The sequence below is a fragment of the Flavisphingomonas formosensis genome (assembly GCF_009755815.1).
Taxonomy (GTDB): Bacteria; Pseudomonadota; Alphaproteobacteria; order Sphingomonadales; family Sphingomonadaceae; genus Flavisphingomonas; species Flavisphingomonas formosensis.
On record NZ_WRPK01000002.1, the window covers coordinates 90,102 to 114,775 of the forward strand.

Annotated in this window: 19 protein-coding genes; 6 read left to right on the forward strand and 13 right to left on the reverse strand. The window is 66.9% G+C overall.

The annotated features are described in order from the left end of the window. Window positions 1–37: 37 nt before the first annotated feature. Window positions 38–697, reverse strand: a complete 660-nt coding sequence (locus GQY20_RS06595; protein WP_157216284.1) for an OmpW/AlkL family protein — start codon at window positions 695–697, stop codon at window positions 38–40. 131 nt (window positions 698–828) lie between these two features. On the opposite strand from GQY20_RS06595, the gene hemN reads away from it, so the two are divergent. Further along, on the forward strand, window positions 829–2,148 hold the full coding sequence (gene hemN / locus GQY20_RS06600; RefSeq protein ID WP_157216285.1) for an oxygen-independent coproporphyrinogen III oxidase: 1,320 nt from the start codon (window positions 829–831) through the stop codon (window positions 2,146–2,148). 119 nt (window positions 2,149–2,267) lie between these two features. On the opposite strand, the gene GQY20_RS06605 is transcribed toward hemN, so the two are convergent. The 5 genes from GQY20_RS06605 to GQY20_RS06625 all read right to left on the reverse strand — a co-directional run bounded on the left by GQY20_RS06605 (window position 2,268) and on the right by GQY20_RS06625 (window position 10,164). Beyond that, window positions 2,268–3,086: an ATP-binding protein gene (locus GQY20_RS06605; protein ID WP_157216286.1), complete on the reverse strand. Its 819-nt coding sequence runs from the start codon at window positions 3,084–3,086 to the stop codon at window positions 2,268–2,270. A gap of 38 nt (window positions 3,087–3,124) precedes the next feature. Next, a complete protein-coding gene (locus GQY20_RS06610) occupies window positions 3,125–5,164 on the reverse strand; it encodes a tetratricopeptide repeat protein (protein WP_157216287.1) in 2,040 nt (679 codons plus the stop codon). Window positions 5,165–5,199: 35 nt separating this feature from the next. Beyond that, on the reverse strand, window positions 5,200–6,561 hold the full coding sequence (gene prsR, locus GQY20_RS06615; protein ID WP_157216288.1) for a PEP-CTERM-box response regulator transcription factor: 1,362 nt from the start codon (window positions 6,559–6,561) through the stop codon (window positions 5,200–5,202). A gap of 97 nt (window positions 6,562–6,658) precedes the next feature. Next, window positions 6,659–8,764: an XrtA/PEP-CTERM system histidine kinase PrsK gene (prsK, locus tag GQY20_RS06620; RefSeq protein WP_157216289.1), complete on the reverse strand. Its 2,106-nt coding sequence runs from the start codon at window positions 8,762–8,764 to the stop codon at window positions 6,659–6,661. A gap of 11 nt (window positions 8,765–8,775) precedes the next feature. Next, window positions 8,776–10,164, reverse strand: a complete 1,389-nt coding sequence (locus GQY20_RS06625) for a TIGR03013 family XrtA/PEP-CTERM system glycosyltransferase (protein WP_157216290.1) — start codon at window positions 10,162–10,164, stop codon at window positions 8,776–8,778. Window positions 10,165–10,607: 443 nt separating this feature from the next. On the opposite strand from GQY20_RS06625, the gene GQY20_RS06630 reads away from it, so the two are divergent. After that, entirely contained in the window at window positions 10,608–11,660 is a 1,053-nt protein-coding gene (locus GQY20_RS06630; protein ID WP_157216291.1) for a ribonucleotide-diphosphate reductase subunit beta, read from the forward strand. A gap of 72 nt (window positions 11,661–11,732) precedes the next feature. Here GQY20_RS06630 and GQY20_RS06635 read toward each other — a convergent pair whose 3' ends face one another. The 3 genes from GQY20_RS06635 to GQY20_RS06645 form a co-directional block, all read right to left on the reverse strand. Continuing rightward, a complete protein-coding gene (locus GQY20_RS06635) occupies window positions 11,733–12,212 on the reverse strand; it encodes a DUF3592 domain-containing protein (RefSeq protein ID WP_157216292.1) in 480 nt (159 codons plus the stop codon). A 41-nt stretch (window positions 12,213–12,253) separates the two neighbouring features. Continuing rightward, window positions 12,254–12,523, reverse strand: coding sequence for a DUF167 domain-containing protein (locus tag GQY20_RS06640; protein ID WP_157216293.1), 270 nt, complete (start codon window positions 12,521–12,523; stop codon window positions 12,254–12,256). A 103-nt stretch (window positions 12,524–12,626) separates the two neighbouring features. After that, entirely contained in the window at window positions 12,627–13,511 is an 885-nt protein-coding gene (locus GQY20_RS06645) for a BKACE family enzyme (protein ID WP_157216294.1), read from the reverse strand. A gap of 143 nt (window positions 13,512–13,654) precedes the next feature. Here GQY20_RS06645 and GQY20_RS06650 point away from each other — a divergent pair, with 143 nt between their 5' ends. After that, window positions 13,655–14,536, forward strand: coding sequence for a VOC family protein (locus GQY20_RS06650; RefSeq protein WP_157216295.1), 882 nt, complete (start codon window positions 13,655–13,657; stop codon window positions 14,534–14,536). 42 nt (window positions 14,537–14,578) lie between these two features. On the opposite strand, the gene GQY20_RS06655 is transcribed toward GQY20_RS06650, so the two are convergent. The 4 genes from GQY20_RS06655 to GQY20_RS06670 are packed head-to-tail and all read right to left on the reverse strand — an operon-like array spanning window position 14,579 to window position 20,587. Then, entirely contained in the window at window positions 14,579–17,785 is a 3,207-nt protein-coding gene (locus GQY20_RS06655; protein ID WP_157216296.1) for an efflux RND transporter permease subunit, read from the reverse strand. A gap of 3 nt (window positions 17,786–17,788) precedes the next feature. Further along, complete coding sequence (locus GQY20_RS06660; protein ID WP_157216297.1) at window positions 17,789–18,949, reverse strand: efflux RND transporter periplasmic adaptor subunit; 1,161 nt, start codon at window positions 18,947–18,949, stop codon at window positions 17,789–17,791. Then, a complete protein-coding gene (locus GQY20_RS06665) occupies window positions 18,946–20,208 on the reverse strand; it encodes a TolC family protein (RefSeq protein WP_157216298.1) in 1,263 nt (420 codons plus the stop codon). The genes GQY20_RS06660 and GQY20_RS06665 overlap by 4 nt, the downstream gene beginning before the upstream one ends. A 58-nt stretch (window positions 20,209–20,266) precedes the next feature. Then, the gene (locus GQY20_RS06670; RefSeq protein ID WP_198350859.1) at window positions 20,267–20,587 is read right to left on the reverse strand and encodes a hypothetical protein; all 321 of its coding nucleotides are present in this window, start codon (window positions 20,585–20,587) and stop codon (window positions 20,267–20,269) included. A 139-nt stretch (window positions 20,588–20,726) separates the two neighbouring features. On the opposite strand from GQY20_RS06670, the gene otsB reads away from it, so the two are divergent. The 3 genes from otsB to otsA are packed head-to-tail and all read left to right on the forward strand — an operon-like array spanning window position 20,727 to window position 24,672. After that, entirely contained in the window at window positions 20,727–21,482 is a 756-nt protein-coding gene (gene otsB / locus GQY20_RS06675) for a trehalose-phosphatase (RefSeq protein ID WP_157216300.1), read from the forward strand. Then, on the forward strand, window positions 21,479–23,266 hold the full coding sequence (locus GQY20_RS06680; protein WP_157216301.1) for a glycoside hydrolase family 15 protein: 1,788 nt from the start codon (window positions 21,479–21,481) through the stop codon (window positions 23,264–23,266). The genes otsB and GQY20_RS06680 overlap by 4 nt, the downstream gene beginning before the upstream one ends. Next, window positions 23,263–24,672, forward strand: coding sequence for an alpha,alpha-trehalose-phosphate synthase (UDP-forming) (gene otsA / locus GQY20_RS06685; protein ID WP_157216302.1), 1,410 nt, complete (start codon window positions 23,263–23,265; stop codon window positions 24,670–24,672). The genes GQY20_RS06680 and otsA overlap by 4 nt, the downstream gene beginning before the upstream one ends. The last annotated feature ends 2 nt before the right edge of the window (window positions 24,673–24,674 follow it).

Sequence of the window (24,674 nt, forward strand, 5' to 3'; positions counted from 1 at the left end):
CGGTCCGCGGGGTCACGTCCCGCGGACCGGATCCGCCTCAGAACCGCATGCCGAAGCCCATGCCGAAGACGAGCGGATCGAGGTGGACGCGCACACGCTCCGTGCCGAGTGCAGCCGTATCGATCGTCGCCTTGGTGCGGATGTCGATATATTTGACATCGAAATTGACGAAGGTCCGCTTGCCGACCGGCACGTCGACACCCGCCTGTAGCGCATAGCCGACGCTGTCCTTGAGCCCGACCTTGGACTTGCCGACCGCATCTTCCAGCGCGCCGGAGGCCTTTTCCGAATAGAAGATGGTGTAGTTCACGCCCGCACCGACATAGGGCCGGATCGGCCCGTCGGGCAGGATATGATACTGCAAGGTCAGCGTCGGCGGCAGCACCCAGCTCGACGCCAGCCGCCCGATCGATCCGGTGGTGCCCGACCGCCCGGAGACATGATGCTTGGTCGTCGCCAGGATGAGCTCGGCACCGACATGCTTGGTAAACATGTAGGTGAAGTCCAGCTCCGGCATCACCGCATCGTTCACCTTCACCTTCTCGCCCGGAAAGCTCGGCCCGATGCTGCCGGAGCTTTCATTGGGCGCGACGACGATGCCGCGCAGGCGTACCAGCAGGTCGCCCTGCTCGGCATGAGCGGGCGCCGCCGCCATCGCGGCGGCCGCGATCAGACCCAGCGGCCAAATGCGTTTCATGACTATCCCTTTCCGTCTTGTCGTGACGGAGCCTGTCTGGACCGTCGTCAGCGTTGACGCCTTGACCCCCGCCAAATCCGCGCTTGATCCCGGTCAAAGGCGGAGCGGCGCAGCATTGCTAGGCAAGGCGCATGTGGCCCTATCGACCCGATCTGCTCGCCCGCGCCGTGCCGCGCTACACGAGCTACCCCACCGCCGCCGAATTCCATGGCGGCATCGGCGAAGCGGATATGCGCCAGGCGATCGCCGCCATTCCCGCGGGCGAGCGCGTCTCGCTCTACGTCCACATCCCCTATTGCCGGGAGATTTGCTGGTATTGCGGCTGCAACACCGGCGCAGCCAACCGGTCGGGCCGCCTCGCCGCCTATCTCGACGCTCTGGACAGGGAGATCAATCTGGTCGGCGCGCTGTTGCCCGCCGGGGTGGAGACGGTGCGCATCGCCTTCGGCGGCGGCAGCCCCAACGCGCTGTCGCCGCTGCAGTTCGCCCGGCTGGTCGATCGCCTCGTCACCCGTTTCCGCGCCGCTGGAGCGACGCTTTCGATCGAGCTCGACCCGCGGACCCTGGATGCCGCCTGGATCGACACGATCGGCGCGATCGGCATCGCCCAGGCCAGCCTCGGCGTGCAGAGCTTCGCGGCGCATGTGCAGCGGGCGATTGGCCGGGTCCAGCCGCCGGAGCTGATCGCGCACGCCACCGCGGCGCTCCGCGCGGCCGGCGTCCGATCGCTCAACTTCGACCTGATGTACGGCCTGCCCGACCAGTCCGCCGCCGATTTCGACGAGACGCTGGAGCAGGCGGAGGCACTGGCGCCAGACCGGCTTGCCATATTCGGTTATGCACATCTGCCCGCGCTGCTGCCGCGCCAGCGCCGTATCGACGGCGCGGCGCTACCGGACGGCGAAGCACGCTTCCGCCAGGCCTGGCGCGCGTGGGACAGGCTCACCGCCGCCGGCTATCGGCCGATCGGCTTCGATCATTTCGCGCGGCCGGGCGATCCGCTGGCGATAGCGGCGTCCGCCCGGCAGCTGCGCCGCAATTTCCAGGGCTTCACCGAGGATCAGTGCGAGACGGTGATCGGCCTCGGGGCCAGCGCGATCAGCCGCTTCCCCGGTTTGCTCGCCCAGAATGAGAAACTCGCCGGTCGCTATCGCATGCGCGTTTCGGCAGGGCGTCTCGCCACACAGCGCGGGACGGCCCGGAGCGCGGACGACCGGCGGCGCGGCGCGGCCATCGAGCGGCTGCTCTGCATCGGATCGGCCCGGATCGACGACGACCTGATCGAGCCGGCCTGGGCGATGCTGCGCCCTTATGCGGAGGCGGGATTGGTGCTTCGCGAAGGCAATCGGCTGATCGTGCCACAGGAGGGCCTGCCCTATGCCCGCAGCATCGCGAGCGGCCTCGACGCCTATCGCAACCAGAGCAGCGGCACGTTCAGCCGCGCGGTGTGAGGGAGCCGCGCCCGGCGAACGAAATATCCGCCTGCCCTCCCTGCGAACGGTTATGGCATTTCCGCTGGTCGATTCGGCGCTTTTCTTCTTCGTCACCCCAGCGGACGCCGGGGCATCAGTTAAACCGCCTTGCCCTCGCGTCCGGCCAGCTCGACCACATATTGCCAGGCGACCCGGCCGGACCGGCTGCCGCGCTGGGTGGCCCAGCTGATCGCGTCCTGCGCGTCGAAGACGAGGCCGAGCTCGCGCGCATAGCCCTCGACCATCGCGACATAGGTCGCCTGATCGCAGACGTGGAAACCAAGGCTGAGGCCGAAGCGATCGGCCAGCGCCAGCTTGTCGTCCACGACGTCGCGCGGATTGATCGGGCTGTCCTGCTCGCGCAGATCCCGCGCGACGATGTGGCGGCGATTGGCCGTGACGTAGAGCCGCGCATTGGCCGGCCGCGCCTCGGCGCCGCCTTCCAGCAGCGAGCGCAGCAGGCGCGGGGCGGAGCTGCCCTCCTCGAAGCCGAGATCGTCGATGAACAAGATGAAGGCGCGCGGCTGGCCGGCGATCAGCGCGAACAGCGCGGGCAGGGATTCGAGATGCTCGCCCGCCACCTCGATCAGCGCGATCGCCGCACCCTCCCCCTGGAGCGCGCCGACGCTCGCCTTGACCAGCGCGGACTTGCCGGCGCCGCGCGATCCCCACAGCAAGATGTCGTGCGCCGCGTGACCGGCGGCCAGGCGGCGGCTGTTCTCGAGCACCGCCGCCTTCTGCGCGTCAATTCCGGTCAGCAGCGGCAGGGCCAATGGCCGGAAGGAGCGCGCCGCCACGAGCGCACCATCGCGCCACACATAAGCGGGATGCGCCAGCGGATCGGCCGGCTGAGGCGGCGGCGGCGCAAGCCGTTCGAGCGCGGCGACAATGCGGGTGAGAGCGTCTGCAGTATCCATGGCTGCCCCCATAAGCGAGCGAGCCGCGGGAGAGAAGATCAGTAGCGGGCGATGAGCGCCTCGGCCTTCGCGCGATCCTGGAAGCCGGGCAGCGCAAGTGCCGCCTGCGCCGCCGCCTTGGCCTGGGCGCCCGCGCCGGTCGCGGCATAGGCCTGGGCGAGGTGCCAACGAACGCCGGCATCGCGTGGAGATTGGCCGGCCGCCTTCCTTAGCAGCGCGAGGCCCTTTTGCCGGTCCCGGCCGGTCTGGAACAATATCCAGCCATAGGTGTCACCCACTGCCGGATTGGCGGGCGCGAGATCATAGGCCTTGCCGGCATAGACCAGCGCCTGATCCATGCGAACTGCGCTGAAATAGGCCCAGGCCAGGTTGTTGAGCAGTGCCGCATCGCGATCGCCGAGCCGCCCGCGCAGCGATTCGAGGATGTTGATCGCCTTGTCCCACTGCCCGTTGGACAGCATCACGTCGGCCGCGAGCAGTTGCGCCGGCACGTCCTGCGGATTCTGACTGAGAAACAGATTCAGCACTTCGACCGCGCCCGCCGAATTACCTGCCCGGCGCAACGCATCGATCAGGCGCAGCGCTACCGGCTCGGTGAAGCTGATGTTGGCGGCATCGCGATAGGCGGTCGCCGCGGCTGCATAGTTGCCGGTCGCGACATAGGCATCGCCGACCAGCACATGCGCCATCGGTGCGCCGCGATTGCGCGCCAGCAGCGCCTGCGACACATCAAGCGCCTCCGCCCCCTGATCGGCACGCAGCAGCGCCGCGATCAGTGCGATTTGCGTCTTGGTGTCCCCGGGGTTGGCGACGGCCGCCGCGCGGAGCGCCGCCAACTGACGGGGATCCGCGACGACATCGAGCGGGCTCGGCTCGGCACGCGTCGGAATCGCGGCCCGATCGAGATAGAGCGCCGCATCCTTGCGCTGCCCCTGCCGCTCGAGCGCGCGGCCGACGATGGTCAGCGTATAGGTATCGGCGTCGGGCCTGTCGGCGATCGGACGCAGCGTATCGATCGCGGATGCATCGTCGCCCTGCCGCCACTGCGCGGCGCCCATCAGCCGGCGCGCCTTCATATTCTCCGGCTGCATCCCCACCAGCCGCGCCAGCTTGTCGATCGCCTGCTCGTAATTGCCGGTCTGATATTCGATGGCTCCCGCAAGCAGCAGGGTGGCGGGCAGATCGTCGAGCTTGCCGTCGGTCCGCTGCAGCAGGCTGCGCGCCAGTGTCCAGTTGCGCGCCCGGGCGGCCAGCACCGCCTGCAGATAAAAGGCCATGGGATTGCCCGGCCGGATCGCGAGCACCTGGCGCGTGGTCGCCAGCATCGCCCGGGAACGGCCGATATCACCCAGCGTCGCGGCCTTTTCCAGCAGCGCATCGAGATTGTTCGGATCGATCGCCAGCATGCGATCGAACCAGGGCAGCGCCGCGGTCAGGCCATATTGGGTGCGGACGAGTTGCCCTTTCAGCAGCAGTGCCTCGACATTGCGCGGATCGAGGGCGACGGCCCGGTCGGCCGCGTCCACAGCGCCTGCCGTCTCGCCATTCTCGATGCGGAAATGGCCGATGTCGGTCCAGACGGCACTGTTGCGCGGCGACAGGCGAAGGGCGAGGTTGAGCTCGGCGGTCGCCGCATCGTCATTGTCGAGCGAAAGCTGCGCCATGGCGCGCACCCGCGCCGCCCACACCGCGAAACGGCCCGGCACATGGCTCGGATCGGCCTCGTCGATCGCATCCTGGGGCCTGTCCTGCAGCAGATAGGCATTGGCCATGAGATGGCGAATATCGTCCGCGGCGATGCCGCTGTCGCGCGCGCGGCCGAACTCCGCCTCCGCCGCCACACCGTCCTTCAGCGCCAGATAGACGCGCCCTTGCAGCACATGCGCGATCGCGTTGTGCGGATCGGCCTTGATCGCATTGAGCAGCACGACCCGCGCGGCCGGGACGTCACCCGCCTTGAAGCGGCCATAGGCCTTGCGGAACAGCGCCATCGAATCGGCGCGGCCATCCGCCTGCGCCGATTGCGGCATGGCGGACAAGGCCAGGATGACCCAGGCGAAAACGAGGCGGATCCTCATGAAACCGGGCCTAGCGGCGAATGGTTAATCCAAACTTATGCGTTCAATTCATATTGCTTCATGAGGTCATAGAGCGTCGGACGGCTGATGCCGAGCAGCTTGGCCGCGCCCGAGACATTGCCCTCGGTCCGCGCCATCGCCTGCCGGATGGCGCGGCGATCGGCCCGCTCGCGTGCCGCCTTGAGATTGATCAGCTCCACCTCCTCGCCCTCATCCCCCACCAGATCGAGATCGGCCGCGGTGAGCAGCTTGCCGTCGGCCATGATCACCGCGCGCTTCATGCGATTCTCCAGCTCTCGCACATTGCCGGGCCAGCCCCATGCATCCAGCGCCGCCAGCGCGTCCGGCGCAAGGCCTTTCACGGCCGGGTTCATCTCCCTGGCGAAGCGCGCCAGGAAATGCTTGGCGAGCAGCGCCGCGTCCCCCGGCCGCTCCGCCAGGGACGGGATGCGCACGACGATCTCGGCGAGCCGGTAATAAAGATCCTCGCGGAAGGTGCCTGCCGCGATCATCGCGTCGAGATCCTGGTGGGTGGCGCAGACGATGCGCGTGTCGACCGCGATCGGCTTGCGACCGCCGATCCGCTCGATGGTCCGCTCCTGCAGGAAGCGCAGCAGCTTCACCTGGAGAGGCAATGGAATATCGCCCACCTCATCGAGAAACAGCGTGCCGCCCTCGGCCAGCTCGATCTTGCCCTCGGTGGTCTTGACCGCGCCGGTGAAGGCGCCCTTTTCATAGCCGAACAGCTCGGCCTCGAGCAGATTTTCGGGAATGGCCGCGCAATTGATCGCGACGAAGGCGCCGCCCCGACGCCGGCTCGACTGGTGCACGCCGCGCGCCAGCAACTCCTTGCCCGTACCGCTGGCGCCGAGCAGCATCACCGACACGTCGGCATTGGCCACGCGCTCGATCGTTCGGGCGACTTTGAGCATCTCCGGCGCGGCAGTGATCATTCCGCCGAGCACGGTGGCATTGCCCGCGCCCGCCTCGGCAAGACGCCGATTCTCGGCCTCTATCGCGTGGAGATGGAACGCCCGGCCGACGATCAGCCCGAGTTCGTCTATGTCCACCGGCTTCTGGTAGAAATCATAGGCTCCCGACGCGATCGCGCGCAGGGCGCTCTCCCGCGCGCCGTGGCCGGAAGCGACGATCACCTTCATGTCCGGCTTGAGCCTCAGCATCGCCTCCAGCGTGGCGAAACCTTCGCTGGTACCGTCGGGATCGGGCGGCAGGCCGAGATCGAGCGTGGCGACGGCGGGCTCGTGCGCGCGCAGCATGTCAATCGCCGCCGCCCGATCGCCGGCAACGATCACCTCATAATCCTCATAGGCCCAGCGCAGCTGACGCTGCAGTCCCTCATCATCCTCGACGATCAGCAATTTCGGTTTATCGATCATGGCCTATCTTCCTGCTCCCTGCCCTGCACACGGCAAAGGGCCGGCGAGAACATGCGGGAACATCCTGGAAATGCTCTCGAAAGAAGGAGAAAACCCCTCACCCTCCCCTCTCCCACGCGCGGGAAAGGTAAGAAGATTCGTCCGTCGAACCATCCGCGAGCGGCAGTACGATGCTGAACCGACTGCCCTCCCCTTCCCGACTTTCCACTTCCAGCCGCCCTCCCATCGTCGCCACGAGTGTGCGCGCTTCATAGGCGCCGACGCCGAAACCGCCCTGCTTGGTGGAGGAGAAAGGCTTGAACAAGCGAGTGCGGACGAAATCGGGCGACATGCCCGCGCCGCGATCGATAATATCGATAGTCGCATCGCCGCCGCGGGGTTCGATCCGGAGGGTCACCGCGACATCGGCCGGGCTCGCATCGACGGCATTCTGGACGAGATGGGCCAGCGCCTGCTCAAGGCGCACCGGATCCGCCTTGGCGATCACGTCCGCGCGGCCTTCCACCGCTATCGCGTGGCCGCCGCGCCGCGGTGCCGCCACAGCCTCCGCCAGCGCCTTGAGAGCGATCGGGCGAGGCTCCTCGGCGCGGCCCTTATTGTGCTGCGACAGGCGGGCGAGCAGATCGTTCATCTTGCCGACCGACGCCTTCAGCGTGGCCACCATGTCCGCCCGGAATTCCGGATTGTCGGCATGGCGTTCGGCGTTGCGCGCGACGAGGCTGAGCTGGCTCACCAGATTCTTGATGTCGTGCATGATGAAGGCGAAACGGCGGTTGAACTCGTCGAACTTCTTGGAATCGGACAGCGCCTCCTGCCCGCGCGCCTCCGCGAGATAGCTCGCCGCCTGCCGCCCAGCGACGCGCAGCAGATCGAAATCCTCCCAATCCAGCGTACGGTCGACACGCGGCCGTTCGAGCAGCACGACGCCGACCAGCCGCTGGAAATGCACGAGCGGCACCGCCGCCCAGGCGCGCGGCTCCGCCATGATCCAGTCGGGCACCAGCGGCGCCTCCCGACGCGCGCCTTCGCCGATCCCCGCGCGCACCATGTCCAGCTCGACGATCCGACCGGTCTCGGCGAGATAATGGACGAGCGCGGCATTCCCGGCATGGGCGGGCGGATGGACCATCGCCCAGTTCCACCGCTCGGCCGTCGCCAAGCCGCCACTCTCCTCGACCGAGAGCAGCAGGCCGCCTGGGGATTCGGTGATGTCCGCGATTGCCTTGATCACACGCTGATCCAGCGGCGCGGCGGTGGTGCCAGGCAGGCCGAGCGTGTCGGTGAAGCGCAGCCATTCGGTGCGATAATCGTAGCGATGCTGGAAGAAATGCTTGGCGATGGTCACTTTCAGCCATGCCCGCATCCGCCCGGACGGCAGCAGCAGGAAGGCGGCTATGGTCATCACGAAGATGGTGACGACGCCGGCAAGCTGGGCATGATCGCCGCCGATGAATTGCATCAAACGGGTGACGATCACCATCGCGACCAGATAGCCGCCGATCGCGACCAGCGAGAGCGTCTGGAACGCGGCCGCGCGCGACAGGCGCATCTTCCACTTGGCGTTGCGCCGGCTGCCCAACGCGAACAGCGGCGCCAGCATCAGCATCGCGATGCCGCGGCCTGCGAACAGTTCGGACGACCAGCCATGAGCCAGATAGGCGACAGTGTAGAGGTTGAGATCGTAGGTCCACATCGCGGCCAGCGAGACCATCGGCAGGCGGATGCCCCAGCGCGCCTCCGGCGCCGCCGCCGTATAGAGATTGTGGACGAGCAGCAGTGCGCCGATCGCGACCGTCATGCGCAGGACGAGGCCGGCGAAGAAAAAGGCCTTGTCCGGCGATGCCCCCTCGCCCACCAACCGCGGCAGCAGGTCGACCACGCATTGAGCGACGATCACGAGGCTGAGCAGCGCATAGAGCAGCACGATGGCCGGGCGGCGATCATCCTCCTGGGCCTTGGTGAGCAGAACCAGCATGAAGCCGAGCCAGCCGAGATTGCGCGCACTTTCGCTGATCTGCGCGGGTATCGCTTGAGGCCCCACCACCGCGACGATGAGCGACCAGGCACATGTGATCGCAAAAGCGAAGGCGAGCATCCGAAGCTGCAGCCCCTGCTGCTGGCGGCGCAGCTGCCATATCGCCAGTGCCGCGTAGAGGGCGGCAGCGGCGGCGTGACTCCACAGGATGATGCCGTCGGTCAGCATTGGCCGCGGCCTCAGCGGGCTCCGTCGGGCCAGAGCAGCACGCGCACCGTCTGCAGCAGGATCAGCAGATCGAGGAAGGGCGTGTAGTTCTTGGCGTAATAGAGATCATATTCCAGCTTGTGACGGCTGTCTTCCAGGCTGGCGCCGTAGGGATAGTTGATCTGCGCCCAGCCGGTGATGCCCGGCTTCACCATGTGTCGTTCGGCATAATAAGGCAGGCTCCGTTCGAGATCCTCGACGAACTGAGGCCGCTCCGGCCGCGGACCGACGAAACTCATCTCGCCACGCAGCACCGTCCAGACCTGCGGCAGTTCGTCGATCCGCACCTTGCGGATGAACTTGCCGATACGGGTGACGCGCGGATCGTCCTTCTGCGCCCAGACCGCCTGGCCGGCGACCTCGGCATCCTGCCGCATCGAGCGCAGCTTCACGATGTCGAAGGTCTGGCCGTAGAGGCCGACGCGCTGCTGGCGGAAAAAGGCCGGGCCCTTGCTCTCCAGCTTCACCAGCAACGCGGTGAGGAGGATGATCGGGGAGGCCAGCACCAGCAGCAGCAGACTGGCAGTGACGTCGAACAGGCGCTTGGCTGCGCTCGACAGGCGACGGCCCGCAGAGAAGCCGTCCGAAAAGATCAGCCAGCTGGGGTTCAGCGTGTCGAGATCGACGCGGCCGGTCTCGCGCTCCAGGAAGGTCGACATCTCATTGACGTGGACGCCGGTGGTCTTGATGCGCAGCAGATCCTGCAGCGGCAGCGCATTGCGCCGCTCGTCCAGCGCCAGGACCACCTCGCCCACCGACAGGCGCACGACATGATCGGCCAGGCTCGGTATGTGATCGCGGAAGATCGCCTCGTCGATCTGACGGTTGCCGTCGCTCATCGCGACATAGCCGACGACGGTGAACCCGGCCGAGGCCCTGGCCTCCAGCTCCTTGATCCGCGCCGCGCGGCGGCCCGCGCCGAGCACGAGCACGCGCCGCTTGAACGCCTCGCCGCCCAGCACCCCGCCGAGCGCCAGCCGATCGAACACCAGCAGCAGGAAAGCAAAACCCATCGCGTAGGCGGAATTGGAGCGCCACAGGGTGAGGCTCGGCAACAGGAAGAAGAGGACGGAGATCAGGATTACGCCCAGCGACACCGCGACGAGCAGCCGCGCCGTGGCGAAGCGTAAGCTCTGCAGCGCCTCGCTGCCATAGACGCCGACGCTGACCATCGCGCATTGCAGCGCGACCGCGAAGGTCACGAGCTGAGGCACGCGGGTGGACGTGGGCAGCACCTCCATGCCGATCTGGTGCGCGCGCAGCACCCAGCCGGCCTCGGCCGCGATCATCAGCATGATGAAATCGACGATGCCGAGCAGCAGCACGGCGTGCGGCACATAATGCTTGAACAGCCTGATCACGACACTGGTCTGCCCCTGCTCCCAAGCGTAAGATATTCCGACACAGGCTGCACTGTCGCCCAAATTGACAAACAAATCCTGAAAATGGCGGAAAGGCGTCGATTTTCTACGCGAGAAGATGGTGGGCGGCGGCCAGCCCGTCAACGCGAGCAAAGGACGGATGCGGATTCGGATTGACAGGCGGCCGAACCTGCCTGCCCCGATTCATCCCCAACTTTCTGTGCGTCACACCCTAGACGTCGTGCCCGCCTCCATGTCACAACACCATCCCTAGTAGGGGCGTAAGACGGAACAGAAAGCCCGGTACGGCGAACGAGGGGGGCGAACGTGGCTTTTTGGCGCGTCATTCCCTATATTCGTCCCACCGATGTTCCTCGGTGCGCCTCGTGTGCGTGCCCCCACGGCTGAACGGGCCAGGGCTTGAACAAGGAAGGATTTAGCCGATGCCGCTTCTCCAGGCCTCCAAGACCTACAAGCCCTTCGAATATCCCTGGGCTTTCGAATATTGGAAGCGCCAGCAGCAGCTCCATTGGCTGCCGGAAGAGGTGCCGCTGGGCGAGGATTGCCGCGATTGGGCGCAGAAGCTGACCGATCACGAACGCAACCTGTTGACCCAGATTTTCCGCTTCTTCACCCAGGCCGACGTCGAGGTGCAGGATTGCTACCACGAAAAATACGGCCGCGTGTTCAAGCCCACCGAGATCAAGATGATGCTGACCGCGTTCAGCAACATGGAAACGGTGCACATCGCCGCCTACAGCCATCTGCTCGACACGATCGGCATGCCCGAGACGGAATATTCCGCCTTCCTCCAATATAAGGAGATGAAGGACAAGCACGATTATCTCGCCACCTTCGGCGTCGACACGGACGAGGACATTGCCCGCACCCTGGCCATGTTCGGCGGCTTCACCGAAGGCCTGCAACTCTTCGCCAGCTTCGCGATGCTGATGAACTTCCCGCGCTTCAACAAGATGAAGGGCATGGGGCAGATCGTCACCTGGTCGATCCGCGACGAGAGCCTGCACTGCGACGGCATCATCCGCCTGTTCCATGCCTTCGTGAAGGAACGCGGCTGCCTGACGCCGGCGGTGAAGGAAGACATTCTCGACATGTGCCAGAAGACGGTGCGGATCGAGGATGCGTTCATCGACCTGGTGTTCGAGATGGGGCCGGTGACCGGCATGACCCCCAAGGACATCAAGAAATACGTCCGCTACATCGCCGACTGGCGGCTCGGTCAGCTCGGTCTGCGGCCGATCTACATGGCCGACGAGCATCCCCTGCCCTGGCTGGCGCCGCTGTTGAACGGCGTCGAGCATGCCAATTTCTTCGAAACCCGCGCCACCGAATATTCGAAGGCCGCGACTCGCGGCAATTGGGGCGAGGTGTGGGAAGCCTTCGACCGGCGCAAGGCCGCCAAGGCCGCGCCTGCCGCCAATGAGGATGCCGGCGGGGACGACATGTTCTCGCGGGCCGGAGTGGCTGCGGAGTAAGATAAGGAGCTGCGGGCGCCGGACGGTTCGATCGGATCGTTCGGCGCCTGGAGCGATTTCCGGGCCGGCAGGCTAAGGCCACGTCCCCCATGTCAGAAGCACGAAAAATGCGGCCGCACCAAAGGCAGCGAGTACGGAAACGTAACTCGGCCGGCCGATCGCAAGAGCCGCTACAGCGGGATCATCCGGATCGTACCATACCGGTACCGTATCACCCGCTTCTATCTCGGGCAGCACGCCGCCATGTTCGAGCTTCATGCTGCCCCGGAACAACTCCCACTGATCGCAGACATAGGACTCTCCTCCAGCTTCGAAATCGACCTTCAGCACGATCGCCGCGCGGCGCGTGCCCTTCTCCGTCCATTCGAGCAGTTGCGCCTCACGCACGAGGCCAGGAGCCGTCTCCATCCGGCTTGCGCTGTGCTGAAGCAAGCGCTGCTGGGCGAGCCTGATCACGCCGAGCAGCACGCCTGCGAAGCCCAAAACCCCGAAGACGGCCGGCCCGAGCCATGGAAGGTTGAGCCAGTACGCGACGCTGCTGCCGATCCCCATCGGCGCGGCTTATCGTGCGCGGCGCGCGCCGGAAAGCAGGTTCAGCCGTCGATCCTCACGAGCTTGTCGCGCGACGTCTCTCCGCGGACAAGAATGACGCGTGATTTCGCCACGTCCAGCGCCTTGGCGACGAGCGCGATCACCGCCCGGTTCGCCTTGCCATCTTCGGGCGCGACGGTGACATAGACGCGCGCCCGCGGTCCTCCCTCGGCATCTGGTTCCGCCACGATGCGATCGGCCGAAGCCTTGGGCATCACGCGCAGGGAAAGCAGACCATCGGGGCGGACGAGAGCGGCAATGTCGGGTTGCATTGCCCCTCCTATCCGTTTGGTTCGAGCGAAGTCGAGAACCCAACCCGAGCGAAGTCGAAGGCCCTATCTTCTCGGCTTCGCTGAACCGAACGGAATTGTCATCTCAAGGCAGATCCAGGATCCGCGCCGCCTCGGCCGAGGTCGCCGGCGGCCGGCCGAGCGAGCGGCAGAGTTCGGCGATTTCCTCGACCAGCTCCAAATTGGTCGGCATGCGATCGCCGGCATGATCCTCCAGCCCGACGCGCAGATGCCCGCCCCGCTCGATCGCCGCGCGGGCGAGATCCGTGCGGAAGAGGTCGCCGCCCGGCACCGCCACCATCCAGGGCAGGCCGCTGTCCCCGATCAGCTCCAGATAGGCGTCGAGCGCGGTGGCGGTGGGCAACAGACCGAAGCTGAAGCCGCCCCTGCCACCGTCGATGAAATTATGATCGCCGCCGAAATAGAGACGTGCCAGCGAACCGCGCGGCAGGCGGCCTGCCTTGTGATAGGCGAGGATCAGCCGCAGATAGCCGGGCTCGTAAATGCCGAAGGCCGGCCCCGCGGGTGCCGCGGCGATGATCTCCAGCATCGCCTCGATCTCATCGATCGAACTGCCCATGGTAGCGCGCATCGCTCCGGGCAGCCCGTCGATCCCGGTGGTCGAGATATTCTCCACGCCCGGATCGATCGAGGCCATCTTCGCCCCCCGCGCGACGCAGGCCGGCACATGCGACATCGACGTCGGCAGATCGGGATGCGTCACCGTCGTCGGGCACAGGATCGCATCGGGAATCGCCGCCAGGATCGGCGCCCAGCCTTCGGCATAACGCTCCGCCGCTGCCTCGCCGGGCAATGCGATGTCCCCATTGTGATTGTGGATCGAGGCGGCGCCGGCGCGCAGGCAGGCGATCGACTCCGCGGCGATCTCCTGCGGCGTGCGGGGCACGTGCGCGTTGCGCTTCGGGCTCGTCTCGCCATTGATGGCGACTTCGATGATGGTCGGCTGCATCGGCTCTCTCCTGCCTCATTCTGCTCTCGTATCGGGCCGAGCCTGTCGGCTCTTGCCACCCGCACAGCCTATCGCGACAAGGGCGGGGCCGCGAACATGATTCGCTTTGTAAGCCTCGATAAAATGCGCAAGGAGCGGGAAATATGGCCGTAACATTTTCACATCGCGGAGTATGCATAAGCGATTTGGCCGCATCCAAGCGTTTCTATATCGACGCGCTCGATTTCGCCGAGGTGATCGATTACGGCGTCATGGGTGGCGCCCAGATGGAGCAGACCACCGACATTCCCGACATCCGGCTGCACCCGGTGATGCTGCAGCATCGCGACGGGCCACGGCTCGAGCTGCTGCATTTCGAGGCGCCCCCCGCCTTCGGCTCGCGCGAGCGGCGCTCGACCCTGCAATATGGCCTGGTCCACCTCTCCTTCTACGTCGACGACATCGACGCCAGCGCCGAGCGGATCCGCGCCGCGGGCGGCCATGTGTTCGAGGAAACGCGCGCGCATTATCCGGAGGGGCGCACCACCATGCTCTACTGCACCGATCCGGATGGGGTGCGGATCGAGCTGATGCACACCGAGGGCGTGGCCGGCCGCTTCTCCCATTCGGGCATCTGCGTGGAAGATGTCGACGCCTCCCTCTCCTATTTTCAGGCGCTCGGTTTCGAGCCGGTGGAAAATTACGTGCTCGACGGCGGCTATGAATGGCTCGCGACGGTCAACGAGGTACCGGGCATCAAGCTGCGCGCGCAGATGGTGCGGGACAAGGACGGCAATGTGATCGAGCTGCTCAAGGTGTTCGATCCGCCGAGCTTCGGCCCGCGCGAGCGGCGCAAGCTCAATCAATATGGCCTCACCCATCTTGCCTTCTGGGTCGACGATGTCGATGCGGTGGCCGACATACTCGCCGCGCGCGGCGGCACTTGGGCCGAGCAGACGCGCGTCGTGATGCCGGGCATCGAGCTTTATCACGGCGCGGATCCGGATGGCGTCCGCATCGAACTGATGCGCCCGATCCAGGGCTGATGCCAAGCCCGATGAGCCGCCGTCATCGGGCCATGACCCTTCTCAGCGGATCGCCCGTGCCGCTTCACCGGCCATTTCGGCGCCGCCTCGCCCGAAACGCGCATAGAGGGTCGGCAGCAGGAACAGGGTGAGCAGCGTCGCGGAAACGAGCCCGCCGATCACCACCGTCGCCAGCGGCTTCTGTACCTCCGCGCCCGCGCCGGTCGCGACCGCCATCGGCACGAAGCCGAGCGAGGCGACCAGCGCGGTCATCACCACCGGGCGCAATCGGCCCAATGCGCCGCGATAGGCGGCCTCTGCGCGGCCGATCCCGCCGGCTACGAGCTGCTGGATCGACGTCACCATGACGAGGCCGTTGAGCACGGCGATGCCCGAAAGCGCGATGAAGCCCACCGCCGCCGAGATCGAAAAGGGCATGCCGCGCAGAAGCAGCGCCAGCACGCCGCCGACCAGCGCCAGCGGCACGCCGGTGAACACGATCGCGGCATCCCGCACGCTTCCCAGCGCGCCATAGAGCAGCAGCAGGATCAGCGCGAAACAGGCCGGCACTACCAGCATCAGCCGCTGGCTCGCCGCGCGCAGATTCTCGAACTGCCCGCCCCAATCGAGATATTGGCCGGCGGCTAGGCGCACGTCGCGGTCGATCGCCGCCTGTGCGTCGGCTACCACGCCGGCCACGTCCCGCCCGCGCACGTTCGCCTGCACAACCACGCGGCGCTTGCCATTTTCACGGCTGATCTGGTTGGGGCCTTCGGTAACGGCGATGTCCGCGACGCTGGCCAGCGGCACGAAGCCGCCGCCTGGCAGCGGCACCGGCACCTGCCCCAGCGTCTGGAAGTCGGCACGCGCCGCATCGGACAGCCTGATCGTCACCGCGAAGCGCCGGTCACCCTCGAAGATGATGCCGGCGTCTCGTCCACCGACGGCCGCCGCCACTACATCCTGCACCGTACGCACTGACAGGCCGAGCCGCGAGAGCATGTCCCTCCGCGGCCGGATGTCGAGGATCGGCAGCCCCTCGGTCTGCTCCACCCGCACGTCCGCCGCCCCTTCAGTGCGACGCAGGATCGCCGCGATCCGCGCCGCGGTGGCGTTCATCGCCGCGGCATCATCGCCGAACAGCTTCACCGCGATATCGCCGCGCACGCCGGCGATCAGCTCGTTGAAGCGCATCTGGATGGGCTGGCTGATTTCATAGGACCCACCCGGAATGCCGGCCAGCACCCGCTCCACCTTGCCGACGAGATCGGCCTTGGAAAGGGTGCGATCAGGCCACTCGCGCCGCGGCTTCATGATCACGAAGCTGTCCGAGGCATTGGGCGGCATCGGATCGGACGCGAGCTCCGCCGTACCCGTCTTCGAAAAGACCAGCCGCACCTCGGGCAATCGCGCAAGCGCTCGTTCGACCGTGGATTGCATCGCCTGACTCTGATCGATCGAGGTGCCGGGAATACGCAGCACCTGCACCGCGACGTCTCCCTCATCGAGCTGCGGCAGGAATTCCTGGCCCAGCAGCGCGAAGGCGCCGATCGCGGCGAGCACTGCGCCGATGCCGATGCCGATCGTCGCCGCCGGCTGGCCCATCGCCCGGCCGAGACCCGGTTCGTAGCGCTGCATCAGCCACGTCATGATCCGGCCCGGCTTTTCCTTCACCGAACCGGAAAGCCAGACGGCGAGCAGCGCAGGCACGAAGCTCAGCGAGAGCAGGAAGGCCGAGGCAAGCGCGATGATCACGGTCAGCGCCATCGGCGTGAACGTCTTGCCTTCCACCCCGCTCAGGGTCAGCAGCGGCACATAGACGAGAATGATGATCGCCTGCCCGAATACGGAGGGGCGGATCATCTCCCGCGCCGCATCGGCGACCGTCGCGCGCCTCTCTTCGGGCGCGAGCGGGCGACCAAGCCCGTGCTGGCGCTCGCCGATCCGGCGCAGCGCATTTTCGACGATGATCACCGCCCCGTCCACGATCAGCCCGAAATCGAGCGCGCCGAGGCTCATGAGGTTGGCCGAGACGCCGCCGCGCAGCATGCCGAAGCTGGTCATCAGCATGGTGACCGGAATGACCAGCGCCGCAATCAGCGCGGCCCGGACATTGCCCAGCAGCACGAACAGCACGACGACGACCAGCAACGCGCCTTCGGCGAGATTCTTGGCCACCGTCCGGATCGTTGCATTCACCAGGGCGGTGCGATCGAGCACCGGCTGCACGACGACATCCGTCGGCAGCGACGCATTGATCGCGGCCAGCCGCCCGGCCACCGCCGAGGCGACGGCACGGCTGTTCTCTCCTATCCGCATGATGGCCGTGCCGACGACCACCTCGCGCCCGTTTTCGGACGCCGATCCCTGGCGGATCGCCTGGCCGATCCGCACCGTGGCGACCTGGTCGAGCCGGATCGGCACGCCCTCGCGCGTGGCGATCACCGTGCCGGCCAGCTCGCCGATCGAACGGATCCGCGCATCGGACCGCACGGCCAGCCCTTCGCCGCCGCGATCGACCACGCCAGCGCCGAGGCCGAGATTATTATCCTCGAGCGCACGGGCCAGATCGGCCAGGCTCATGCCGAGCGCCGCCAGCCGCTGCACGTCGGGGATCACCTGATATTGCTTCACATGGCCGCCGATCGAATCGACGCCGGCCAGCCCGTCGACCGGCTTGAGCAGCGGCGCGACGATCCAGTCCTGCACCGTGCGCAGATAGGTGGCCTTGTCCGCCTCGCCGGTCAGCCGATCGCCCTCTGGCGTGATGTAGCTGCCGTCCGGCTGGATGCCGGGCTCGCCCGGCCTGTGCCGGTCGTCCGGGCGATGCTGATAATGGACGGTCCACATAGTGACTTCGCCGAGGCCGGTCGCGATCGGCCCCATTTCGGGCGTGACACCGTCGGGCAGGCTCTCCTCCGCCACGCGCAGCCGCTCCGCGACCTGCTGGCGCGCGAAATAAATGCCGGTGGAATCGGTGAAGACGGCAGTGATCTGGGCAAAGCCGTTGCGGCTCAGCGAGCGACTGTGCTCCAGGCCCGGAATGCCGGCAAGTGCGGTCTCGATCGGAAAGGCGATCTGTTTTTCGACCAGTTCCGGCGACAATGCCGGCGCGCGGACGTTGATCTGCACCTGGTTGTTGGTGATGTCCGGCACGGCATCGATCGGCAGTCGGCCGATGGCCCAGCTGCCGACGATCGCGGCAAGGAACGTCGCGAGCAGCACCAGCCAGCGCCGCTCGACGGAAAAGGAGACGATGCGGTCCAGCATGGCTCAATGCTCCCCATGTCCGGCTTCGCCCTTGCCGAGTTCCGCCTTGAGGATGAAGCTGCCCGCCGCGGCGATGCGCTCGCTTCCGTCGAGGCCGGACGTTACGGTCACGCCATCGCCGCCCGGCTGGCCGAGCGTCACCGGCACCGCACGAAACCCCTCGCCCGTCCGCACGAACAAGGTAGGTCGTCCGGCGACGGTCTGAACCGCGTCGTCCGGCACGGTGAACATGCTCCCCGCCGCTTGACCCGGAGTGGACGGAAGGCGGATCGCTGCGGTCACGGGTTCGCCGACCCGCCACTGGCCGTCACGATTGTCGACGATCGCGATCGCCGATACCAGCCGGGTCGCGGCATCGAGCACGGGCGACACGAAGCCGATGCGCGCCGCCGCCCGGCGCTCTCCGGCGGAGATGTCGACAGCCATGCCAGGCCTCACCCTGCCGGCATCGTCCGGGCCGAGGGCGAGTCGCACCGATACGTGCGCGAGATCGGCGATGCGGAACAACTCGGCATCGGCTGCCACCATCTGCCCCAGCACCGCGCTGCGCGCGATCACCCGGCCCGCGATGGGCGCGCGTATCTCCAGCCGGTTGAGCGCAACGCCACCGCCGCCCGCGGCGGAAAGCTGCTGCCGGGCGAGGTGCAGCGCGATATCCGCTTCGGCCGCCGCGGTTCGCGCCGCGATCAGATCCTGCTCGGGCGATACGCGCTCGGCAAACAGCCGCTGCTCGCGGCGCAGCGTGGCCTGCGCGAGCGCCCTTCGTGCCTCCGCGGCGGCGACCTCCGCCTTCAGTGTCGCCGCCTCGCGGCTTTCGATGATCGCCAGCGTCTCGCCGCGCGCCACCGGCTGGCCGAGATTGCGGGTCAGCGCCACGACACGCCCGCCGATCGCGGCGGAGACGAGACGGATAGCGTCCGGATCGCTCTCGATCGTCCCCGGCAGGACGAGTGCGCCGCTGCCCGCCGGTATCGGACGCTCCAGCGTGATGCCGGCCGCCGCGATCTGCTGCGGGGTGAGCCGGAGGAGCCCGTCCTCACCCGTGTGCCCGGCCGCATCGGAAGCCTCCGCTTCGCTTGCCGCCTCCTTCGCGGTGCAGCCCGCCGCCAGCCCGGCCAGCAACAGGAGCGGCATCGCCGCCCGGATCAGAATCGTCATGGTCATTCTCCCTGGGCGGCCGGCGCGCGGGCGGTGAGCCGCTCCAGCTGCGCCTCGGCAATGTGGTAGGCGAGCAGCGCGTCGATCGCGGAAAGCCGCGTGTCCGCCAGCATCCGCTCGGCATCGAGCAGGTCGAGTTGGCCGAACTTGCCCTCGCGATAGCCGATGCGGGCAATCCGGGCGGCTTCCTCCGCCGCGGCCAGCGCCGGGCCGTTCGACGAGGCTGCCAGCGTCGCCGCATTCGCAGCCTCGGCCTGTGCCCGCGCGATCGCCTGATCGGCTTCGATTTCGCGCGCCCTCCGCTCGGCATCGGCGCGCTGACGCTCGGCACTCGCCTGCGCCAACGCGGCCTCTCCACCGTTGAACAGCGGCAGCGGAACCGACAGGCTGAACACCGCGGCCATGTCGTTGGTCGCCGCAAGACGCCGGGCGCCGGCACTCACCGTCAGGTCCGGCACGCGCTGCGACCGGGCAAGCCGCACGCCGGCATCGGCAGTGGCGAGATCGGCTTCCGCGGCGGCCAGCGCCAGGGTTCCGGCGCTGGCGATGGGCCGGATCGGCCCATAGGAGGGGGCAACCCGCGCGAACCATGCCGCATCCAGCGTGCCGCCGAGCGGCCGGCCGATCGCCCGCTCCAATTCGAAACGCGCAACCTCGGCGAGGCGTGCCGCCCGGTCGATCGCGGCATCGGCGTTGATGCGCATCACCCCGGCGCGCTGAACCTCGATCGGCGAGGCACGGCCGGCGCGCACGCGGCTCTCCGCTGCGCGCGACGCCTCCGCCGCAATCCGCCCTTGTTCCCGCGCCGTCGCTAGCCGGCGCTCTGCTGCGATCACGCCGGCATAAGCCCCGGTGACGCGAAAGCGCATGTCCGCCAGCACGATCGCGGCCTGGATCTTGGCGCGGCGGGCGCGGGCATCGGCCACGGCGATCCGTGCGCCGCGCTTGCCGCCAAGTTCGATCGGCATGGCCAGCGAAGTCGTCGCCTCGACGCTCGAAAGACCGCGATAGACGCCCGTACCGGCGATATTTTCAGCCTCGACGGAGAGGCTCGGATTCGGCCGCAGCCCAGCGGCCTTCCGCGCGGCCTGCGCGCCGCCGAGATCGAACCCGGCAGCTTCGATCGCGGGCGACGCACGTCCGGCGAGAGCCAGCGCTTCCTCCAGCGACAAGGTTCCGCCCGCCCTCGCCTGCGGCACGGTTTGCGCCTGCGCGAAGCCCGCGCAGGACGCCGCGGCCAGCAGGGCCGCGTAGATGCGATGCATGATTTTCGTCTCCCGACAGCAGTATCGGCCGGCGCAGGTGCCGGCGGCGATGCGGCCGTCAGGCGGCGGGCGGCCTCAGTGCGGGATCGGCGGTCGATTGCGGCAGCGTCGCGACGATGCCGCGGCCATGCCGCGCGGGTGCACCGCGCCGCATCGGCACGCCGAGGGCAACGATGTCGGCCAGTTCGTGGCCGTGGCAGCTCGAATGGTGGTGCGGCACGCCTTTGTCCACATCGCCGGACACCTCGTCGGCGTCGCCCGGACTATGCTGCCAGGCGAGCACGTCGGTGTCCGCCAGCGGCAGCGCTTCGGCGGCATGCGCGATCCCGCCCGCCAGGAGCGAAAAAACCAGCAGCAGCCAGAGCATCAGGGACCGCATTCGCGACATGCCAGTCGCATCTAGCAGCCTGCGCTATAAAAGGACAGGGCGTGGAGCGACACACCCCTTTCGCCGCAGCGCACAAACGTTTCGACAAAAGAACGGAACGCATCGCCGCCTCATCCATTTTCTCCCCGACATGGATCCTGTTGCGACGGCCCTGACCAAGCCGCCGGCGGTGCTCGCCGCCGGCACAAGCCTCTTTCTCGATTTCGACGGCACGCTCGTCGAAATCGCCGAAAGTCCCGACGCGGTGGCGGTGGATGCGCGCCTGCGCGCGCTGATGATCTGCCTTGCCGAAGCATTTGAAGGGCGCATGGCGATCGTCACCGGCCGTGCCTCCGCCGACATCAGGGCGCTGTTCGACGGCATCCCGATCGCGATCGCCGGCAGCCACGGCGTCGAACTATGCTGGTCCGACGGCCGCATCGAGACGCCCGAGCGCATGGCGGTGCTGGATCATGCGCTCGATCGCATGGTTGCGCTGCGCCTTCGATTTCCCGGCCTGCTGATCGAGGACAAGCCATTCGGCGTCGCCCTTCACTATCGCCAGGCGCCTGAGGCCGAACCGGAGGCGCGCGCGGTGGCGGAGGAGCTGGCGCAAAGCTGCGGCCTTGCTCTCCAGCCGGGCAAGATGGTGTTCGAACTGCGCGCTCCCGGCGCCGGCAAGGGTGGGGCGCTGCGCACGTTGCTCGCCGATGCCAGCATGGCAGGCACCACCCCGATCTTCCTGGGCGACGACGTCACCGACGAATCGGCATTCGCCGCGGCCCGAGAGCTCGGGGGGTTCGGCATATTGATCGGGCCGCCGCGCCCGACAGCGGCGCTCTACGGTCTGCCGGGCGTCAGCCATGCGCTGGACTGGCTCGAAGATGCCTGCGGGAGAATGGCATGACACCCACACTGGATCTCTGGCCGATCGGCAACTGCCAGGTCAGCGCGCTGGTCGATCGCGCCGGCCGCTTCGTCTGGGCCTGCGTGCCGCGCGTGGACGGCGATCCCATCTTCTCCGCGCTGCTCAGCGGCGAGATGCCGGCCACCAGGGGACTCTGGGCGATCGATCTGGAGGATTGCGTCTCCACCGAGCAGCATTATCTGCGCAACACACCGATCCTCTTCACCCGCCATACCGACAGCGGCGGCAACGCCATCGAGGTGATCGATTTTTGTCCACGGTTCGACCGGCTGGGCCGAACCTACCGGCCCGTCGCCTTCGTGCGCATCGTGCGGCCGGTCTCGGGCAGTCCGCGCATTCGCATCAGGCTGCAGCCGACGCGGCGCTGGGGAGATGCAGAGATGCACACCACCAGCGGATCCAATCATATCCGCTACCTGCTAGACGAGACGGTGATGCGCTTGTCCACCAACGCGCCGACCGGCTTGATCGAGGAACAGCGCAGCTTCCGCGTTGAGCGCGAACTGCATTTCTTCCTGGGCCCGGACGAGAGCTTTTCCGGCAATATCCCCGCCACGATCGGCCAGATGCTGCACGACACCACAGTGGAATGGCAGAGCTGGGTCCGCGGCCTCGCCACCCCGCTGGAGTGGCAGGATGTCGTGATCCGCTCCGCCATCACGCTGAAGCTGTGCCAGCATGAGGAGACCGGCGCGATCGTGGCCGCGCTCACCACCTCCATTCCCGAACATAGCGGCTCGCAGCGCAACTGGGACTATCGCTACTGCTGGATACGCGACGCTTATTACACGGTTCAGGCGCTGAACCGGCTCGGCGCGCTCGACGTCCTCGAAGCCTATCTGGGTTATCTGCGCAACATCGTGGACGGCGCGCGCGGCGGCCATATCCAGCCGCTTTACGGCGTGCTTGGCGAAGTGACGCTGGAGGAGCGCTTCGCGCCGGGCCTCGCCGGCTATCGCGGCATGGGGCCGGTAAGGGTAGGCAACCAGGCCTATGAGCAGGTCCAGCACGATGCCTATGGCCAGATCGTGCTTTCCAACGTGCAGGCCTTTTTCGACCAGCGGCTGTTCCGCATGGCCGGCGTAGAGGATTTCGAGGCCTTGGAACGGGTCGGCGAACGTGCCTATGCGCTTTATGACAAGCCCGATGCCGGTCTGTGGGAACTGCGTACCCGGCAGGCGGTGCACACCTATTCGGCCGCGATGTGCTGGGCGGCGTGCGACCGCCTGGCCAATGCCGCGGCCTCGCTCGGCCTCACCGAACGAAGCCAGTTCTGGCAGGCCCGCGCGGACGAGATGCGGGCACGGATCGAAGGGGAGGCATGGCGCGAGGAAACACAGCGCCTTTCCGCCACATTCTCGGGCGACGATCTCGACGCCAGCCTCATCCAGCTGCTCGAGCTGCGCTTCCTCGCGCCTGATGATCCGCGCTTCCGCGGCACGCTGGCAGCGGTGGAAGAAGGCCTGCGCCGCGGATCCTACATGCTTCGCTACGCCACCGAGGACGATTTCGGCCTTCCCGAAACCGCGTTCAACTTCTGCACCTTCTGGCTGATCGAAGCTCTCTATTTCACCGGCCGGCATTCCGATGCGCGCCTGCTATTCGAAGAGATGCTGACCCGCCGGACCGGCGCCGGTCTTCTTTCCGAGGATATCGATCCGGTAAGCGGCGAGCTGTGGGGCAATTATCCGCAAACCTATTCGCTGGTGGGGATGATCAACTGCGCGACCCTTCTCAGCAAACCCTGGAGTTCCGTCAGGTGAGCCGGCTTATCGTCATATCCAACCGCGTTCAGGCTCCGACCGGATCGCATAGCGGCGCGCAGGGCGGCCTCGCCGTCGCGCTGGCCGCGGCCCTGCGCGAATATCGCGGCATCTGGTTCGGCTGGTCGGGAGAACAGACCGACGAATTCACCGGACAGATCAGCCTGCAGCGCAATGATGGCGTCACCACCGCTACCGTCGACCTCGAGGAACAGGATATCGAGGAATATTACAACGGCTACGCGAACCGCACCCTTTGGCCGCTCTTCCATTATCGGATCGATCTTGCCGAATATGAACGCGGCTTCGCGGGCGGCTATCAGCGGGTAAACGAACGCTTCGCGGAGACGGTGCTGCCGCTGATCGAACCCGACGACGTGGTGTGGATCCAGGATTATCACATGATTCCGCTTGCGGCCGAACTGCGCAAGCGCGACTGTCGCAATCGGATCGGCTTCTTCCTCCACATCCCCTGGCCGCCGCGACGCCTGCTTTCCACCCTGCCCGAGGCCGAGGAACTGGTCCGCACCCTCTTCGCCTACGACCTCATCGGCTTTCATACCGAGGAATGGCTGCAATCCTTCACCGACTATGCGACCCAGGAACTGGGCGCGACCCTGGACGAGGCGGGAAGGCTCCTTCGGCTGGGCGACCGCGAAGTGCAGATCATGGCCTGTCCGATCGGCATCGACGCGGACGAGTTCATCCAGGCCGCACGCAGCCCCACCGCACGCCTTACCTTCCGCCAGATGCGCGACAGCGCCGTTGGCCGGGCAATGATCGTCGGTGTCGACCGACTGGATTATTCGAAAGGGCTGGAGGAGCGCTTCCTCGGCTATGAACGCTTCCTGCTGGAGCACCCCGAGGAGCGCAAGGAGGTATTCCTGCTCCAGATCGCGCCCCCTTCCCGCGGCACGGTGGAGAGCTACCAGAAGATCCGTGCAGATCTCGAAGGCCTCGCGGGCCGGATCAACGGCGCCTATGCGGATCTCGACTGGGTTCCGATCCGCTACGTCAACCAAGGTTATGCCCGCGACGTGCTGGCGGGGGTATACCGCGCCGCCAAAATCGGGCTGGTCACGCCGCTCCGCGACGGTATGAACCTCGTCGCCAAGGAATATGTGGCGGCGCAGGATCCGGAAGATCCCGGCGTGCTGATCCTCTCCCGCTTTGCCGGCGCCGCCGCGCAGATGCCGTCCGCGCTGCTCGTCAATCCCTACAGCGCCGAGGACATGTCCGACGCGATCATGCAGGCATTGCGCATGAGACGCGAAGAACGCATCGCCCGTTGGCGGCCGATGATGGACATGATCGAGCGCGAAGACGTGCTCTGGTGGCGACAGCAGTTCACTCACGCGCTGCTCGGCGACAGAGCCGTCGAGTTGCTGCAGGATTCGGACCAGTAGCG